This is a genomic window from Paenibacillus sp. UASWS1643 (genome assembly GCF_008693195.1).
GTDB classification, from domain to species: domain Bacteria; phylum Bacillota; class Bacilli; order Paenibacillales; family Paenibacillaceae; genus Paenibacillus; species Paenibacillus amylolyticus_B.
The window spans coordinates 331,274-347,932 of record NZ_VXKZ01000114.1; the positions used below are offsets into that span (position 1 = coordinate 331,274).

The window sequence follows — 16,659 nt, forward strand, 5'->3', positions numbered from 1 at the left end:
TTTTGGAGATATTCCTGCGGTTTGATCTGTAAATGGAATATGAACGTTTGCTTATTAATGAAAGTGGCCCATTTTACATTAATCTGTAAATCTTCCAAACGGGGTGAAGCGATTAATCCTTCGAGTTAACGATTAAGATGATATGGCACCGTGGTGACAATCACGTCTTTGTAATTGATCAGATAAGCCCGGATCATGAAGCTGGTCTGGTTGTGCAGTACATTTTGCCACCAGTGCTTGGTGATGAATTGCGGAATCAATATGGTGATGTGATCGGTCTCTGCCGTTTTCCACTCTACGGTATCAATGAATTTCTTGAGCGGCCCCATAATGCTACGGTACCTCGATTTGATAACGACCAGACGGACACCTGGATTCCACTCTTCCCACTTCTGCTCCATCTTGCGTATCGCCTCATCATCGAATCCAATGTACAGCGCGACCACGTGATCCGACATCGTCTGGGCGTAACTGATCGTATTCATGACGACCCGGGTAATGCCCGCAACAGGAATGACTATCGTATTGCCTTTTTTGGCTGGCTTATCTACCTGAATATCAATCCGCAGCTCATCGGCAATGTTGCAATAGTGACGGTGAATACGCATGAACACATAAACAACGAGTGGCAAAAAGATAAAGATGACCCATGTCTGCGTAAACTTGGTGAAAATAAAGATCAGGGTAATCGATAATGTAGTCAGCATACCGACGGTATTGACCAGCAACTTCATCTGCCAGCCAGACGGTTTGACTTTGATCCAGCGAATCATCATACCGAGCTGTGACAGGGTAAATGGAATGAACACCCCTACCGCATAGAGCGGAATCAGGCTTTCCGTATTTCCTTTGAACCCAACCACCAGCAGCGCAGACATCACACTAAGAAAAATGATCCCGTTCGAGAAACCAAGGCGGTCTCCTCTGACCATAAATGCATGCGGCATGTATTTATCCTTTGCCATCATGAAGGATAACAGCGGAAAAGCCGAATAAGCTGTGTTGGCTGCGAGGAACAGGATCAGTGCCGTTACACCCTGGATGATAAAATACATCGTGCCCCTGCCAAACGTGGCTTCAGCAATCTGGGAAATGACCGTTGCTTTCGGATCAGGCTTCACTCCGTACCCATAAGCCAGTAAGGTGATGCCGATGAACATGGCTCCCAATATACAACCCATGAGCAGTAATGTACCCGCGGCATTTTTCTCGGCAGGCTGCTTGAAGTTCGGGATCGCGTTACTTACCGCTTCCACGCCAGTCAAGGCCGAACATCCGGAGCTGAATGCTTTCAATAACAGAAACATACTCACATGGGATAGACTTGTTCCGAATTCTGGTGCAGCTGCTTCCATCCCCCCGGCAAGAAACTTGATTCCGCCCGAGATAATCAGAATTGCGATCGAAAAGATAAACAGATAGATGGGGATCGCCAGCACAGACGCCGACTCCGTCACTCCCCGCAAATTCATAATGGTTAGAAAAACAATCATAATGAGTGCAATCACAACACTGTAGTCATGCAGCATAGGAAAAGCCGATGTAATTGCATCCGTGCCTGCGGACGAACTTACCGCAACGGTCAAAATATAATCGACCAGCAGAGATCCTCCGGCAATCAGACTGGATGTTGTACCCAGGTTATCCTTGGCTACGATATAAGCGCCGCCCCCTGTTGGATAAGCAAATATCGTCTGGCGATAGGAAAAAATTAAAATGACGAGTAATCCCAGCACGGCGATGGAAATCGGAACAGAGTACCACAGGGCGGCGAATCCGGCCGCAACGAGCACCAGCAAAATCTGTTCCGTACCGTAGGCAACGGACGATAGGGCATCCGAGGACAGGATGGCGAGTGCCTTCCATTTCCCCAATTTTTCTCCATCCAGTTCAGCCGATTTCATGGGCTTGCCTATTAAGATTCTCTTCATTTTGCCAAGCATGATCATAACTTCCTTCCGTCTCTCATCTGTGAAGCATTGTTATTATGCAAAATCGCAGAGCCGTTGACAATACGTCATTTCACCCGAAATTCGCCAGCGCGTGATAATGCATTCTACGATTCAATAATCGATAACAAAGCCATTCTTGTTCAGTAATTTGAACTTTTTTGAACCAAAATGACGGTTGTTCGTCAAAAAAAAGGAAATGGCCTTTGGTTCAATGAACCAAAGACCACTTCCTTGATCTATGCCTAAACTATGTTAACTGCTGAGAATGCCGGGACGAGGGGTAACGCCAAACGCTTGCGCCAGTGTGGTCAGCTGCTCATCTGTAATTCTCTGCCGGATCTCGTGACCAGCAACCAGCATATATACCTGGGCTGCCTTCTCGATGGTCTCAATCAGACCAAATGCCTCGTCAATCGTTGTACCTGTTCCGAATATGCCATGTTGCGGCCAGATAACCGCATGATATTCTTTCATTTTCTCAGCCGTTTCGCGGCCTATCTCATTCGATCCAGGAATCATCCATGGAATAATGCCAATGCCATCCGGGAATACAACTACACACTCCGTGCACATCTGCCAGAGGGTCTTTGTGAATTTTGCTTCATCCAATTCGTGGATAAACGTCATAGCCAATACATGAGTGGCATGGTTGTGCATGACAACCCGATGGTTCGGGTCCAATTTCAGACGTTCAATATGGCTCATGAAATGTGTAGGTAATTCACTGGTTGGATTCGCGCCCGACTTCAATCCCCAGAGCAATTCCAGCTCCTGCCCATCTTGCGATACACGCAGCAACCCCAGATTGCTCTCGGGATCAGCGAGTACATTTTTGAAATATTTGCCCGATGCGGTCACGATAAAATACTTGCCTGCCAGCTCCTGTACCGAGAATGCCGGTTTGATCTTGCGGATCACATGATGGATATCGATATATTGGGCTACTTCCTCTTCCTCCAGCAGATAGCTGACATTACCACCATTGCGCTCATCCCAGCCATTTTTCCACATATGCTGTGTAATCTCGGCCATCTCTCGAACAAATGGAATATCGAAACCTGCAGCCTGCGTTGTGTCATTGGTAAGGGTCACGTTCATGATCAATCTCTCCTTATATTGAGAATCAATTGGCTTGCCACGTACATAGTAAGTTCCTTATTTCACATTCATTATACCTTTGTTTATCTTTGGTAGTCAATAACAAACACAGAAATAAACTTTTATTTATTTTTGTTTAGTTTTGTTTATTTGAAAATAAAACAAAAAAATACCCCACCGGCGCCCGGCGGGGTCAGTCACACATCTATTTAACACGAGAAGGGGTTTACAAGACTTATCTTACCTCTGCTACCTTAATAGAAGCTGAAAGCGAAATAAAAAAAGTATGAAAAGCAAGCTGATACAGTAAGGAACATATACCTCTTTGGATCGAATTCACGTTAAGCGTGATACGCTGAGGCCTGTCCATACTCCGAAAGAGATTTAAGAACTTTGGAGCATATACGATGGATGCATCTTTCCTGTCGGTTCATAACGTTCATCACCTGTATACTCAAATCCCAGCTTGATCAAGATGTGACGTGACACTTCATTATCCGGATGATGCCCGGCAAACAGCGCCTTCACGTTCATTTTGTCAAAGGCATAACCAATCACCGCCCGCGCCGCTTCCTGCGCATACCCTTTGCCCCAGTGATCCCGGGTTAGATGAAATCCCAATTCATAGATCTCCTCTTCTGGAGAATACGGACGCAGGCCACAACAACCGACAAACACATCCGACTCTTTCTCAAAAAGGGGCCAATATTGCACACCCGCTTCCTTTTGCCTTTGAATCTCCTGTGTCAATCGCGCTTCTACTTCATCCTCACTCAGAAATCCCTTGCTGCTAATCCACTTGGCAACCTCATGATCGCCCCACAACGCAAATGCCAGCGCACGATCTCCTTCGTTCCACGTCGCACATTCCAACCGTTCGGTTTCAAATAAGATTGTTCTGTTCATCATCCACTAACCTCCTGTATGCCAACACAAATCTGCGTGCCGCCTATACCTTAAATTAATCGAATGACCCTCGGGGTAAACAACATTTATAATCTGACATGTTCATTCCTTCTCATGAACATCTATAATTGCTTAGCCAATCTCTCGAATTGATTAATGTGAGGCTTGATCTCTTTTTCTATGCTTTTTATAAAAGAACTAAATTGCTTAGGATTGTACTCATCTCCAACACCAACACTTTTATATACTTTTCCCTTTTGATATGTAAACGAGAAGAAGTAGTTATTCTTCAATCCATTCAAAATATTTCCGGCATCTCCCAAGATTTTAAGACTCATTTTCGAATCTTTGTAAGCAAACAAATATGGAGGATCCGCTACTGCCGCATGCTGAACATCATAACCAGTTACCCACTCATTTTTAGCAAATGTCCCGCTCTGAACACGCATTCTTAACATCACACCATCCAGAGATGTTTCTTTTGTCTCAAGTTCACCTTTACCATCCTTTTTGTCGCTCTTCCAGTTCCCATCATACTTGGACTCTGTAATACTATCCTCTCCGCGTGTTATAACTTTATATACGCCGTGTCCCGAACGTTTTCCCTGTGCCCAGCTTCCTTTGTAGGTTTTGGTTTTCCCCCAGGTCATGGTTCCATTCCCGTGAGGTTTTCCATTTTTGGTCTCTCCATAATATGTAGCCCCATTGCCATACTCCAGAGTGGTCTTTTCATTCGCCGCCTGAGCAACATGTGGTGACAGGATTGCAGACAATCCTAAGGTTATCCCCAAAATACAGATGAACATCTTTCTAAACATCAAATCTCCCTTTCTCTCGCTGTATAAGAAATTCATTCTTATAACAACCTATTAATCAAACAATAAGACTCTAGTATAATATCACTTTCAATCCAGAAGGTTCCACACAAAAAAAAAGAAGACCCCCGTCGACAAGATGTCCGACAGAGGTCAATTAGACCCGCAACAACAATTAGAAATCAGATGTTGCCACTTGAATCGTACCTGTTGAAGCACCAGCTGCACTAGTCAATAAGGCAGCTACGAGCAGCAAGTGTACAGACAGTGTAAGGCTGTTGCCGGCAGGAATTAAATACGTGATAACAGGTGCATTCACGCGAGTAACAACCAACTCAACTGCAAACGGACCAAAGTTGTTAACCGTGATGCTGGCATTAGTGCCCCCAGCCAAATTCTCATAGTAGGATTTGCCCACACCTGCTGCCAAATTATAAAACTGTTGTGGTAAAAGGATGGCCATTGAAATCACCTCCTTTTGCTTTGATACGGTATTCTATGCCTGAAATCTATTAAAGCAACGGTGAATTACCAGCGTCATAATGTCCAATTTTGATAGACTTCATAGATTGATAGACGAATGTACGCAAAAAAAGCCCCACCGGACCATCCGGTAGAGCCAACTAAGCTTACTTTAAATATAACAAGTTTAATTACGCATACAGCATGAAAAAGTTCAGTTCATGGCCCTGCTGCTTGAGATAGTTATACAGCTGCGAACGGTGATGGAATACATGCGTTACCGTTTCAATCTGCCATTGAACCTGCAAGTGACCATGTTCCATATAAAAAGCTTTCGTTGAACGATTCAAAAAGTCATCTTCGCTCAATCCCGTGATATAGGCTTTGTAGGATTCGAAATTGCTCCATAACGTTGCTTCAAGCTTCTCGATATCCTCAATCCCCGATAGGTTATTCTCTACCAGCCCAACCTCAGCTTCACCTTTTTCCTGCATAATGGCAAGATCAGATGCGGTAATCTGGATAAAATGGTGCACTAGCTCCACCAATGAACGCATATTCTCCTGTGGACGATAAGACCAATCCTCCGAACGGATCAAGCGAATTAACGAAGCCCCCGTCCGTACGCCTGTTTCCAACTCATTTAACAAGTGATCCCGAATCTGCAATGTTCCATTCATATATGATGTCTCCCTTATCTTTTATTCTCACGACTTCAGTATAACCGAAGGTGCTACCGATCTATTGTACAAATCGGACAACATTCTGCCATGCTCCCTGGCTGCCGTCAACGGAGTCTCTCCATAAAACTTGCGAAATTGCCGAATCAGATGGGCTTGATCGAAAAATCCATGATTCTGGGCAAGCATTGCCCAGTCTGCCGTGTTTCCCTGATGAATATCACTCAGCACACGATGAAAACGAACCACCTCACTGAATCGCTTGGGGCTGATTCCGACCCATTCCGAGAACTTGCGATGCAACTGCCGTTCACTGATCACTTCACGCATCGCCAGCTCTTGGACACTCATACGTCCCCCATCTATAAAGATGCGGTGCAGCACGTTTTTCATCAAATTGTTCTCAGATGTGCTTGCCTGTACGGGCAACGGACTCAAGTACGCATTCATAACCTCTACTCGCTCTGCAAAACTATTCGTTTTGGCCATCCGTTCCTGAAGCTCGTTCAGCTTCTCCGGCCAACATTCCTGAAGTGTAATTCGCTTATCCGTAAACCACTCCAGAGGCATGCCGTGGAAGACATGCGCTCCACCCGGGAAGAACCGGACACCAAAGGTGTAGTCTCCAGCAGACGAACCATCATCGGTTGGCTCAGGTAGAGCGAACGGCAGTGTATAATTGCCACAGTAAGCATAGGAGTGCTCTGAACAGACCGGGTCGTATGTAATCAGCATATCCGTGCAACCATCCGGCAATACCCGAGCAGGCACAGTCATCACCGATGGCTCTCGATCTTCTCCCGAAGTAACTTCCGCATGCGAGTTCGGAAGAGATCCAGATTCCCAATAACAGGCCACATAAGCCATCAGACCGGCAGCAGGTATTTTCTCAACATAATAACTGTTAGGGTACGTTCCATTCATCTGAATCGGCTTAAACAACGGGTGCAGACTATGATCCACAATTCCATCCTCCGGTCTCTAGAGTTGGTTACACATTATGTATTTATCTATCATAACACCAACCGAAGAAATGAAGAAAAAAAGTGCCCTACCGGAGGACAATCCGATAGGGCCAGTCACACATCTATTTAACACGAGAAGGGGTTTACAAGACTTATCTTACCTTCCCAACCTTAATAAAAACTGAAATTGGGATGAATAACAGATCAAAAATCAGAATGAAAAGCAACATTCAGAATTTCAATTCAGTCCGTGCAGTTTGCGAAAACGCTCTGGACTCATACCTGTATGCCTTTTGAACATCGCACAGAAATAACTGGCATTCTCGTAACCCACCCGATCAGCCACTTCATATATTCGAAGCTCTCTCTCACTGAACATAAGTTGTTTGCTTCGATTGATCCGTTCCTGGTTCACGTAAAATACAGGTCTGGTATGGAGTGCCCTCTGAAACAGCCTGCACAAATATTGGGGAGATACCACAGCCACATCGGCCAGTTCCTTCAGGGAAAGTGAACGATCCAGATGCTCTGCGATATAACGCAGCACAGGCTTCAAGCGCTCCAGTTCATCATTATAATTGGCGGATGCGATGAGCAGTGGCTTCAGATCCAGCAGCAGAGCATATAATTGTTTGGAGCATTCAACATCGTAATCTGCGTAATCCGTATCACCGCCATCCTCTCCTCTAACCAGAAGTTGCTCCAGGCCATGCAGCAGCGTGGCTGTCCTGAGTCTGCATACGCGTGAACCGGTAATCCCCGCATAAGATAATAACTGGCTGGCCTCTCTCCCCTGAAACGAGACCCAAGCCAGCTCCCAACGGTCACTGATGGGCATATATCGATGCGGTACATCGGGATACAGAAAGAAAACGTCACCTGGTCCTACGATATACTCGTCTTCTTGTATAATCAGTCTCCCCTGACCATGAATAATCTGGTGGATCTGATAATCCGGGAATCCCTCTGGACGCTCGGTTTCATATTGGTGTTCCCAGTAACCAACCGTCGTCATATAGATCGGCAGGCGAGCAGCTTCTTCTGTTTTACCAAAAAAAATCCGGGTATCCATCCAGTACACCACTTTCTTCATCGTTAGTTTCATATTGTGATATATATGGGCAATATTCTTTATTCTCTAAGTCATCATTCAATTCTATAATGACAATATTATAACATTTCAGAAGGAGTTGCTGTTATGCGAAACAAACTGGTATACACCCCTCCGGCAAATGGATACCCGGAATGGAACAACAATCCCGAGACTTTTCAAGTAGGCCGTCTACCCGCACATGCGTCTATGGTAGCGTTTCCATCTGTAGCAGAAGCGTTATCCAATGAAGCCAGCGCATCGCCATGGTACGAATCACTGAATGGTCAGTGGAAGTTTGCCTTTGCGGAGACACCGGAGCAACGGATTACATCCTTTTACGAGAACAACTATGATGCCAGTGACTGGGACGAGATCTCCGTTCCTTCCAACTGGCAGCTACAGGGTTACGATTATCCCCAATATACAAATATGACGTATCCGTGGGTCGAGCGTGAGCCTGAATTGAAGCCACCATTTGCACCAACAACCTATAATCCGGTGGGTTCGTACATCCGTACGTTTACTGTTCCTGCGGACTGGAAAGACCGGCCTGTCCTGCTGCACTTTGAGGGCGTTGAATCTGCCTTTTATGTATGGGTTAATGGGGAGCTCGTCGGTTATAGTGAAGACACATTCACGCCCGCAGAATTTGATATCACACCGTATCTGACCGAAGGTGAGAACAGACTGGCTGTAGAGGTATATCGCTGGTGTGATGCGAGCTGGCTGGAGAATCAGGATTTCTGGCGGTTAAGCGGCATATTCCGTAGTGTATACCTGCACTCACCTTCACCGGTTCAGATCGCCGATTTCTTTGTTCGCACTGAACTTGATGATGCCTATCAGGATGCGGAGCTACTGCTGGATTTGAAGTTATTTAATCATAATGCGGTGCAGACTACTGCCGGATTGTCCGTTCAGGCACAGCTCTATGATGCACAACAGCAGACTGTACTGAAGCAACCACTTGCTGCGGCGGTTACTTTCCAGGGCGAGGATGAACTTTCATTCCAGTTGTCAACAGAGGTTATGAAGCCGCTTCTATGGAGCGCCGAGACCCCTCATCTGTATACACTTGTACTGTCCATTCAGGACGAATCAGGCGAGACACTGGAAGCGGTCCGCAGCCGGATCGGATTCCGCAAGTTTGAGCTGAAGGACGGCCTGATGCAAATCAATGGCAAACGCATTGTGTTCAAAGGCGTGAATCGTCATGAATTTTCCCCGGATAAGGGTCGAGCTATTGGGCGGGAAGACATGATCCGTGACATCGAACTGATGAAGTCCTATAACGTTAACGCTGTGCGCACATCCCATTATCCGAATCAGTCACTCTGGTACGAACTGTGTGATGAATATGGTCTGTATGTCATTGACGAGACGAATCTGGAAACTCACGGCACCTGGTACTACGGGCAAAAGGAAATGAATGAAAACAACATTCCCGCGAGCAAGCCGGAATGGCGTAACAACGTAATAGATCGCTGTAACTCCATGTTCCAGCGGGACAAAAACCATGCGTCCGTTATTATCTGGTCTCTGGGTAATGAGTCCTTCGGCGGCGATAACTTCATCGCCATGTACGATTATCTGAAACAAGTCGATCCAACCCGTCTCGTTCATTATGAAGGGACTTTCCATTATCGTCCTTCCGATTCGGCAAGCGACATTGAATCAACGATGTATATCAGCCCTGAAAATGTGGAGAATTATGCTCGCATGCAAGGACCGAAGAAACCATATATTATCTGCGAATATAGCCATGCCATGGGTAACTCCTGCGGCGGTCTGCATCTGTACTGGGATTTATTCGATAAATATGATGTATTGCAGGGTGCATTCATCTGGGACTGGGTCGATCAGTCCATTCGTACCACTACGGCAGACGGTATAGAATATTTCGCTTATGGCGGCGATTTCGGTGAATCCCCTCATGATGGCAATTTCTGCGGAAACGGACTCATTCTGGCGGATAAGACGGTTACACCGAAGCTGGAAGAAGTGAAGAAATGTTATCAGAACGTTCGTATGGAAACCGTTGATGTGAAAGACGGCCTGCTTCGTATCAAAAACCAGTTCCTGTTCACGGATCTGAGCGAATATTCGCTCGTATGGACAGTAACTCACGATGGCAAGTCTGTAGAGAACGGCACGTTGGATATCGCGGTACCTCCTGGCGAATCGGTTGAAGTCCGAATCCCGTACACGCCATCGTCCGATCTGTTCCAGGAAGCGGTGCTGACTGTATCTCTGGTTACGAAAGTCGCAACCAAATGGGCAGGAATAGGTCACGAAATTGCCTGGGATCAGTTCGTGGTATCTCCGCGATTGCGTCCAATCCAATCGGTACAACAAGGGCAAGGCAATGCGCTACATGTTCAGAATCTGCAAGATGAACTTAGAGTGGCAACGGATAAAGTAACCTTGAGCTTCAATCCAGCTACTGGCGCGTTAACGTCCTATCAGATCAACAATCAGGAGCAATTGCTCGCACCGGTTCGGCCAAATTTCTGGAGAGCCATGACAGACAATGATATGGGAAACCGCCTGAATGAGCGTTCTGCCTTCTGGAGAGATGCTCACGCTACCAGCAGATTAATTCGCTTTGAGCACCATGCAGACGAGCAAGGCATTCTAGTGACGAGCGATTATACGTGGGATCAACATCCGGGATGTACGCTGTCTATTACGTACCGAATTAGTCCGGATGGCGTGCTCGAAATCAGCCAAACTCTTATTCCAGGCGAGGGCCTACCCGATCTACCGGAATTTGGTATGCTGCTGCAACTAAATAACAGCCTGGATACGATATCCTGGTACGGCAGAGGACCGCATGACAACTACGCAGATCGTCTGACCAGTGCACGTCTCGGCTATTACACAGGTGCAGTTCGAGATCAATTTGTTCCATATCTGAAACCACAAGAGTGTGGCAACAAAACGGATGTACGCTTTGCCGAAATTACGTCAGCGGATGGTCAGCTTGGCCTTCATGTTGAAGCCACCATACCATTTGAAATTAATGCGTTGCCGTGGACACCGGAGGAACTGGAAGCAAACGACCATGTGTACAAATTACCTCAGAGTACACAGACTGTCGCTCGCATCAATTACAAACAAATGGGTGTTGGCGGAGATGACAGCTGGGGCGCACGTACCCACGCTGAATACACCTTACCAGCCAACCGCGCGTATCACTTCACCTTTACGGTAAGACCTGTATAACACCAAGCAAGCACTGCTGGCAGTATGCCAGCAGTGCTTTTTTTGTTGGGGCAGTGAGTAGTGAGAGTTTGAAGTTTTCCATGGGAACATTATAATGAATGAGGTGCAAGAAAAGATCTTTACCAGCTATTACTCTATTACGAGGTGAGAATTTGCAATATCTGTTTACCACTCTCTTCATTCTTGGCTTTATCGCTTTTTCGGGATTTCTTATTCTGATGATCTTATCTATTCGCAAAGGTAATAGGTTGCCGATCAGATATATTTTTCTAACGACGGCCTGTTTTGCGATTGCTTCAATAGGTTTGTATGGCATGCTGAATTTATCTTCGAACTCTACTCAGCCTGAAATTGATCAGGCGTTGGAACACGAATCAAGTAACGCTACAACAGAAAAAAATCCGGCAACTTCAACCCAGATTAAACTTTCGGGCCTCCACATGACTACCGATGAATTAAAAAACAAGTTTAATGGCGCCGTGGGCAAATACCGACTGAATGGTTTGAGTATTACCCGCTTGGATATGAAAGACTCTTCCGAGCAGGGCACTGGTACTTTCGAGTATGTATTCAATGATGAATTGCGCTTGGTTGGTGTAGTGAATGCGGATGAGAGCGTACAGGAAATCAGGTTATACGGAACTGGTGATACGCGTAAACCAACAGGTGGAATTTTTTTGACTGCTATCGCCACACTCATTCTCACAACCAATAGTGAGTACTCGTATAACGATGCACAAGATGTCATTCAGGATATGGGTCTATTGGATCGCGATGTGAATCAGTCTGATTTTGATGGAGCGACTATTCGCAACGGATTGGAATATCGCTTCAGCGTACAGGTTCATGATCACTCTACTTTTGAAATAACTGTTGCGAAATAAGATGCGATTGTGCAAAAAGGTAAAAAGGCCGCTCCATGAAGGAACGGCCTAACGTGTGGTATGTACTATAGGAATGATTCAGTGTTTGCCACCAAACCAATGATGAACGCCTCCACCATGCGAGAGTTACTCAAAAGTTACAGTCTCGCTTTGATTGTTCCAACTCATTTTAAAGGTAATCGGGTCTTTCGTTTTCTCCGCCTCAGTAGCCGTACCCGACATACTGAACGGAACCTCTTGCTCTTCCAGCGCTTTCCCCTGTTGGTCTATGTTACTGCCGGTAAGGTCAAACACAAAATCCTTTATACGCTTTTCATCACCTATATAAGTAATACTATAGTTCCCTGTTGATCTCTGAAGAGACACATCCCAGTTATCGCTCTTTCCGTGTAGCCTATCATCCGCACTACAAGCTGAGACAATAGATAAAAGTAATATAGTACAAAGAATCAATGGCAATTTAAATAATTTCATAAAATCCCTCCAATATAATAAAATAACCATAAATTGAAAAATCAATCTCGAAAAACGGTTGATAAACCAATTGGCTAGATTATCAGATCAGAGCTAAGCTAGGTTACGTGTGAAAAATCAGGTATGTGTTACCTATCTTGTATATCGATCAATGTCATCGATCGCAGACTCGTGCTCTCTTCTATGATGGTCTTCATGCTGCCGAACGTCGTTCTTTAACTTTGCTAAGAATCCCCATCCCATAAAGGCAAGTAAAAGCACGGTAATCAGTGCATAAGCAAAGCTATATAAATTCATAAAAAAGTTGATAAATATTGCAGCGAGCATCAAGCCCAGAATCCATAATACCCACTTTGTACCCTTTCTCAAATCATTTCCTCCTCAAGTCGTTACTGATAAGCTCTCTATGTATCACAGTACATACGAAACCATAGGAACGAGGTTTCAATCTTAGGGCTTCAAATCTGCATTTAGAGCGAATTTCCGAATCTTTAATTAACTTTAGTTCCAAGAGACACATCCAGTATGCCCGACATCCCTTGTGCAGAAGAGGTGCTCACATAATACCCACCAGCCGACAACGCTTTGTCAATAAAATATGTATGCTCTTTTCCATCTGCTGGAACACTGCCAGACGTTATCGCGGTTCCACTAGTAGATCCTTCATTGATCGTAAACGTGTAGTGTTTCGAACCCATGTTTTTAAAAATCACTTTCACATAACCAAACCCTGCCGGAATATCAAACCGATGCGTATTTGTAGTACCTGCGAAATCCTCATTATCGATTACTGTTAATGTAGTCGATGGAGTATCACTAGCTTCATTTACTTTTACAAATTTTCGTTCGGAATCAGAAGTGAAATTATAAATTAAGATAATAACAGCGGCAGACACCAAAACTGCCAATATCATTTTTCTAATATGTTTCATGATATATGCCCTCCATATCTCTTGATACTAACTTTCATCATACAACTGCAAATCTATGCAATAGGAACCATATATATATGGCAACACTACAAAAGAGAAAATGAAGTTCTCCACATTAGTGACTTTGATTATGAAAATATTCAACAACACAAAAACCACTCCTTAATAATTACTAAGAAGTGGTTTTTGTATTATTTATAATTTGTATCAGTGACTGCTTCACAAATTCTTGTCACATCGTAACGAGAATTCATTCTGCCAGGCACATGATGCTTTAAAGGTTTTTACACCTTTATTACATCATGCCGCCCATGAGACAAATACGCTTTTATAGGTTTTTTGAGTCTTTTTGTAGGTTATTTATCTGATTCCCTTCGAAAGTTAGTTCAATAAGTCCGTGGAAGTATGATCTGTGGGTAGAGTTTGTGGGCAAAATGTGGGCATAAAATTATTCAAGTGTAGGTTTCGTATGAGGGAACATGTCCATGTCTGGTCTAATCTGTTGCAATCCGCTCAATCCTTGATTTGACGCATTTTTTTCGGAATGAGATCCGTTCATGTTAGTTCGTTGTGGATGGGATGTGCTGATGTTTTACATCAATTTTACATCAACTCCCCCACCTGATATTCACATCCACTGGGGGAGTTGTTACGACTCCATCGTACACCATCAGCTAGTTAATCGTCTGTTGGATACAAACTATGCCCTTTATATACAACCTCCATTTATGCAAATCCATCCCGAAATCCGGAAGATGTTACACTATGGCATCTTCGACAGAGGTAGGTCATAGCAGTCGCTACAGCGAAGTCCGGTCATGGGGCGTTCACACATTCAAGGTTGTTCTAGTAATTTTGTTTTGCGTTTTATTCAGCATCCAGAATCATCCACGCACCCGAACTGTCCTCATCGATTACCGTTACATCAAGCTTCAGCAAGTTTCTGTTCTTCTAGCTTTCTAACGACAATCGTCTAGCCACCGATACACGGCATACTCGAATAGTTGGTGTTTGCAACGGTGAGTTATAACGATTAACCAATCATGCAGACAAGCACAAGTCAACTATCTTGAGGAACATCTTCTTTGGTAATTAACATCAACGATTCTTTAGCAATATACCCCGACAACTTCGACAGCCGCTTTGACTGATTCAGCGTTATATCATCAAACAAATTCCGAACGAGACGACCATTTGAGAAGTGCTCATCTTTTTCATTTAATTTCTTTTGCAACAAATCGCGTATTTTATCAATAGCTTGCTCTTCGGCAAAATAGTCATTCTGACTGCAAATGTAATTGAATATTCGAACAAGCTCATCAAGGGAATAATCACAAAATGAAACAAAAGTATTGAACCTTGACTTTAATCCTGGGTTGGATTCAAAGAACTGCTCCATCAAATTGGTATACCCAGCTACGATGACAACCAGGTCATTGCGATAATCTTCTAGAGCCTTTGTTAACTCGGTAAGACTTTCTCTCCCATAACTATCGCTATGATCATTCTCTGTTATGCTATACGCTTCATCAATAAACAGGACTCCGCCTTTCGCACGATTAATGAGTCTCTTAACCTTGATTGCTGTTTGCCCTTGATACTCAGCAATTAAATCAGTCCTGCTCGCTTCAATAAAATGTCCTTTACTTAGTAACCCGATTGCTTTATACATCCTCCCAACAATACGAGCTACTGTAGTTTTCGCCGTGCCGGGGTTTCCGAGAAATGCCATGTGTAAAGTTTTATTGGATTTTTTCAATCCGTTTTTCTCTCGTAAATGTTGTATTTGATTATAGTCGATCAAATCATGGACTTGCTGCTTCACATTCTCGAGACCAACGAGCTCGTCCAATTGGTTGAGTAACTCGTCTAGTGAAACATTCGATGACTCTTTTAAGTATTGGAAGAGTTCATCAACCTTTGATGCTCCTAGATATTTGTATAATAACTCAACAACTTTTTCTTGCTTTTGCTCCATCTTGGGCAAGGATTGTTTCTTCGTTAAGATCCCTATGTTTTTGATCAACTCGAGAACAGCTTTATCATGTTGTTCATCGGCTATTTCTTGAACTAATTTTTCAAGACCAGATGTTGGCCCTAAGTATGCGTCTATTTGCTTAACTTCATGGATCAGCTGACGTTTATAATTCTCTGAAATCATTACAGCACCCCAACCACTATCATAATTACAAGGGCAAATGTTATAGCGATACTGGCAAATGAAATGACCCGAGTCGTATTCAACGCTTTTGATAGGTTTCCTGTCAACAGGCTTAGCTCTGTAATCTCACTTTTAGCTCTTGACAATTCGGATTCAAGATAAGCAGACATCGTTACTGCTTGTTGCTCAATTCCAACGTTGAGTTCCTTAATAGCATATTCGAAATTACTTTTGTATATTGTGACCTCGTTAGTAGTTGCATCTAGTTTGGCATCAAACTCGGAATGGTCTCTATCGATTTTTTCAGCTAAGGACTGAATATCATCCTTAACCCTTTGATTCACAGCTTGAAATTGCTTATTTTGAATATCTTCCATGCGTTTTAAATTATCTTGAAAAACTGACAGAGAAGATGCCAATGTTTTTATTCCATTAATCTGCGCTTCAACCTTTGTTTCGATTACATTAACGTTACTATGCATTTTAGAAAAACCGGCAAATATTTGATCAACATCCGCCAAGTGCTCAATTTTTTCAATCTTTTCTTTAAAGTTTTTCAGGACCTGTATGACTTGCTTCTGTTGATTAATGATTTGTTTGATCTCATCTTGATTATCTTGAACGCCTTCTATACCTTTTAATGCTTTTGCATTCGCTTCTTCGGCTGCTTTCAAAGAGATGATAATTCCTTGAATGTACTCTTTATCCAGTGCAGAAAATGTATCGTAAATAGTATTAAACTCTTTAATCGTTCTAACTAGAACTTTGTTTTGCTCAATCATTCTATTTTGAATACTTTCAGTTAGCCTATTTAAGTCGTCACCCTTTACATTATAAGGAAATAACCCAAATAACCCGCCCGAAGTCGGGACACTGGGTAACTCTGCTTCTTTAGGCAAACTCTCGCTGAATGACTTTAACTCGTTTTTCTTTTCGTTAAAAACACCGGATCTAGTCGTCACAATTCCTTTCTGTTGCTCTCTCGCCTTTATATTCGACACTTCTCATCACC

General features: G+C 43.9%; 15 protein-coding genes. 2 read left to right on the forward strand and 13 right to left on the reverse strand.

What is annotated here, in order from left to right; all coding sequences use genetic code 11:
• Positions 1-125: 125 nt before the first annotated feature.
• From FE296_RS23830 to FE296_RS23865, 8 genes are all read right to left on the reverse strand, one after another.
• Positions 126-1,943 carry an APC family permease gene (locus FE296_RS23830; RefSeq protein WP_124116999.1) on the reverse strand — a complete coding sequence of 606 codons (1,818 nt, stop codon included), beginning with the start codon at positions 1,941-1,943 and terminating at the stop codon, positions 126-128.
• Between the two features lie 261 nt (positions 1,944-2,204).
• Entirely contained in the window at positions 2,205-3,050 is an 846-nt protein-coding gene (gene rhaD, locus FE296_RS23835) for a rhamnulose-1-phosphate aldolase (RefSeq protein WP_150366564.1), read from the reverse strand.
• A gap of 384 nt (positions 3,051-3,434) precedes the next feature.
• Positions 3,435-3,959, reverse strand: a complete 525-nt coding sequence (locus FE296_RS23840) for a GNAT family N-acetyltransferase (RefSeq protein ID WP_091015365.1) — start codon at positions 3,957-3,959, stop codon at positions 3,435-3,437.
• Positions 3,960-4,078: 119 nt separating this feature from the next.
• Complete coding sequence (locus tag FE296_RS23845; protein WP_150366565.1) at positions 4,079-4,810, reverse strand: MORN repeat-containing protein; 732 nt, start codon at positions 4,808-4,810, stop codon at positions 4,079-4,081.
• A gap of 136 nt (positions 4,811-4,946) precedes the next feature.
• Complete coding sequence (locus FE296_RS23850) at positions 4,947-5,234, reverse strand: hypothetical protein (protein ID WP_091015368.1); 288 nt, start codon at positions 5,232-5,234, stop codon at positions 4,947-4,949.
• A gap of 190 nt (positions 5,235-5,424) precedes the next feature.
• The gene (locus tag FE296_RS23855; RefSeq protein WP_150366566.1) at positions 5,425-5,913 is read right to left on the reverse strand and encodes a DinB family protein; all 489 of its coding nucleotides are present in this window, start codon (positions 5,911-5,913) and stop codon (positions 5,425-5,427) included.
• A gap of 27 nt (positions 5,914-5,940) precedes the next feature.
• The gene (locus FE296_RS23860; RefSeq protein ID WP_124117004.1) at positions 5,941-6,876 is read right to left on the reverse strand and encodes a helix-turn-helix domain-containing protein; all 936 of its coding nucleotides are present in this window, start codon (positions 6,874-6,876) and stop codon (positions 5,941-5,943) included.
• A 240-nt stretch (positions 6,877-7,116) separates the two neighbouring features.
• Positions 7,117-7,983, reverse strand: coding sequence for a helix-turn-helix transcriptional regulator (locus tag FE296_RS23865; protein WP_223869014.1), 867 nt, complete (start codon positions 7,981-7,983; stop codon positions 7,117-7,119).
• A 93-nt stretch (positions 7,984-8,076) separates the two neighbouring features.
• Here FE296_RS23865 and lacZ point away from each other — a divergent pair, with 93 nt between their 5' ends.
• Both lacZ and FE296_RS23875 read left to right on the forward strand, forming a co-directional pair.
• Positions 8,077-11,196, forward strand: coding sequence for a beta-galactosidase, LacZ type (gene lacZ / locus FE296_RS23870; RefSeq protein ID WP_150366567.1), 3,120 nt, complete (start codon positions 8,077-8,079; stop codon positions 11,194-11,196).
• A gap of 152 nt (positions 11,197-11,348) precedes the next feature.
• Complete coding sequence (locus FE296_RS23875; protein ID WP_150366568.1) at positions 11,349-12,080, forward strand: hypothetical protein; 732 nt, start codon at positions 11,349-11,351, stop codon at positions 12,078-12,080.
• Between the two features lie 126 nt (positions 12,081-12,206).
• On the opposite strand, the gene FE296_RS23880 is transcribed toward FE296_RS23875, so the two are convergent.
• The 5 genes from FE296_RS23880 to FE296_RS23900 all read right to left on the reverse strand — a co-directional run bounded on the left by FE296_RS23880 (position 12,207) and on the right by FE296_RS23900 (position 16,648).
• Entirely contained in the window at positions 12,207-12,554 is a 348-nt protein-coding gene (locus FE296_RS23880; protein ID WP_124117008.1) for a hypothetical protein, read from the reverse strand.
• A gap of 132 nt (positions 12,555-12,686) precedes the next feature.
• Positions 12,687-12,923, reverse strand: a complete 237-nt coding sequence (locus FE296_RS23885) for a hypothetical protein (protein ID WP_150366569.1) — start codon at positions 12,921-12,923, stop codon at positions 12,687-12,689.
• Between the two features lie 122 nt (positions 12,924-13,045).
• Positions 13,046-13,486, reverse strand: coding sequence for a hypothetical protein (locus FE296_RS23890; protein WP_150366570.1), 441 nt, complete (start codon positions 13,484-13,486; stop codon positions 13,046-13,048).
• A gap of 1,060 nt (positions 13,487-14,546) precedes the next feature.
• Positions 14,547-15,647, reverse strand: coding sequence for an AAA family ATPase (locus FE296_RS23895; RefSeq protein ID WP_150366571.1), 1,101 nt, complete (start codon positions 15,645-15,647; stop codon positions 14,547-14,549).
• A complete protein-coding gene (locus FE296_RS23900) occupies positions 15,647-16,648 on the reverse strand; it encodes a hypothetical protein (RefSeq protein ID WP_150366572.1) in 1,002 nt (333 codons plus the stop codon). The genes FE296_RS23895 and FE296_RS23900 overlap by 1 nt, the downstream gene beginning before the upstream one ends.
• Positions 16,649-16,659: the final 11 nt, after the last annotated feature.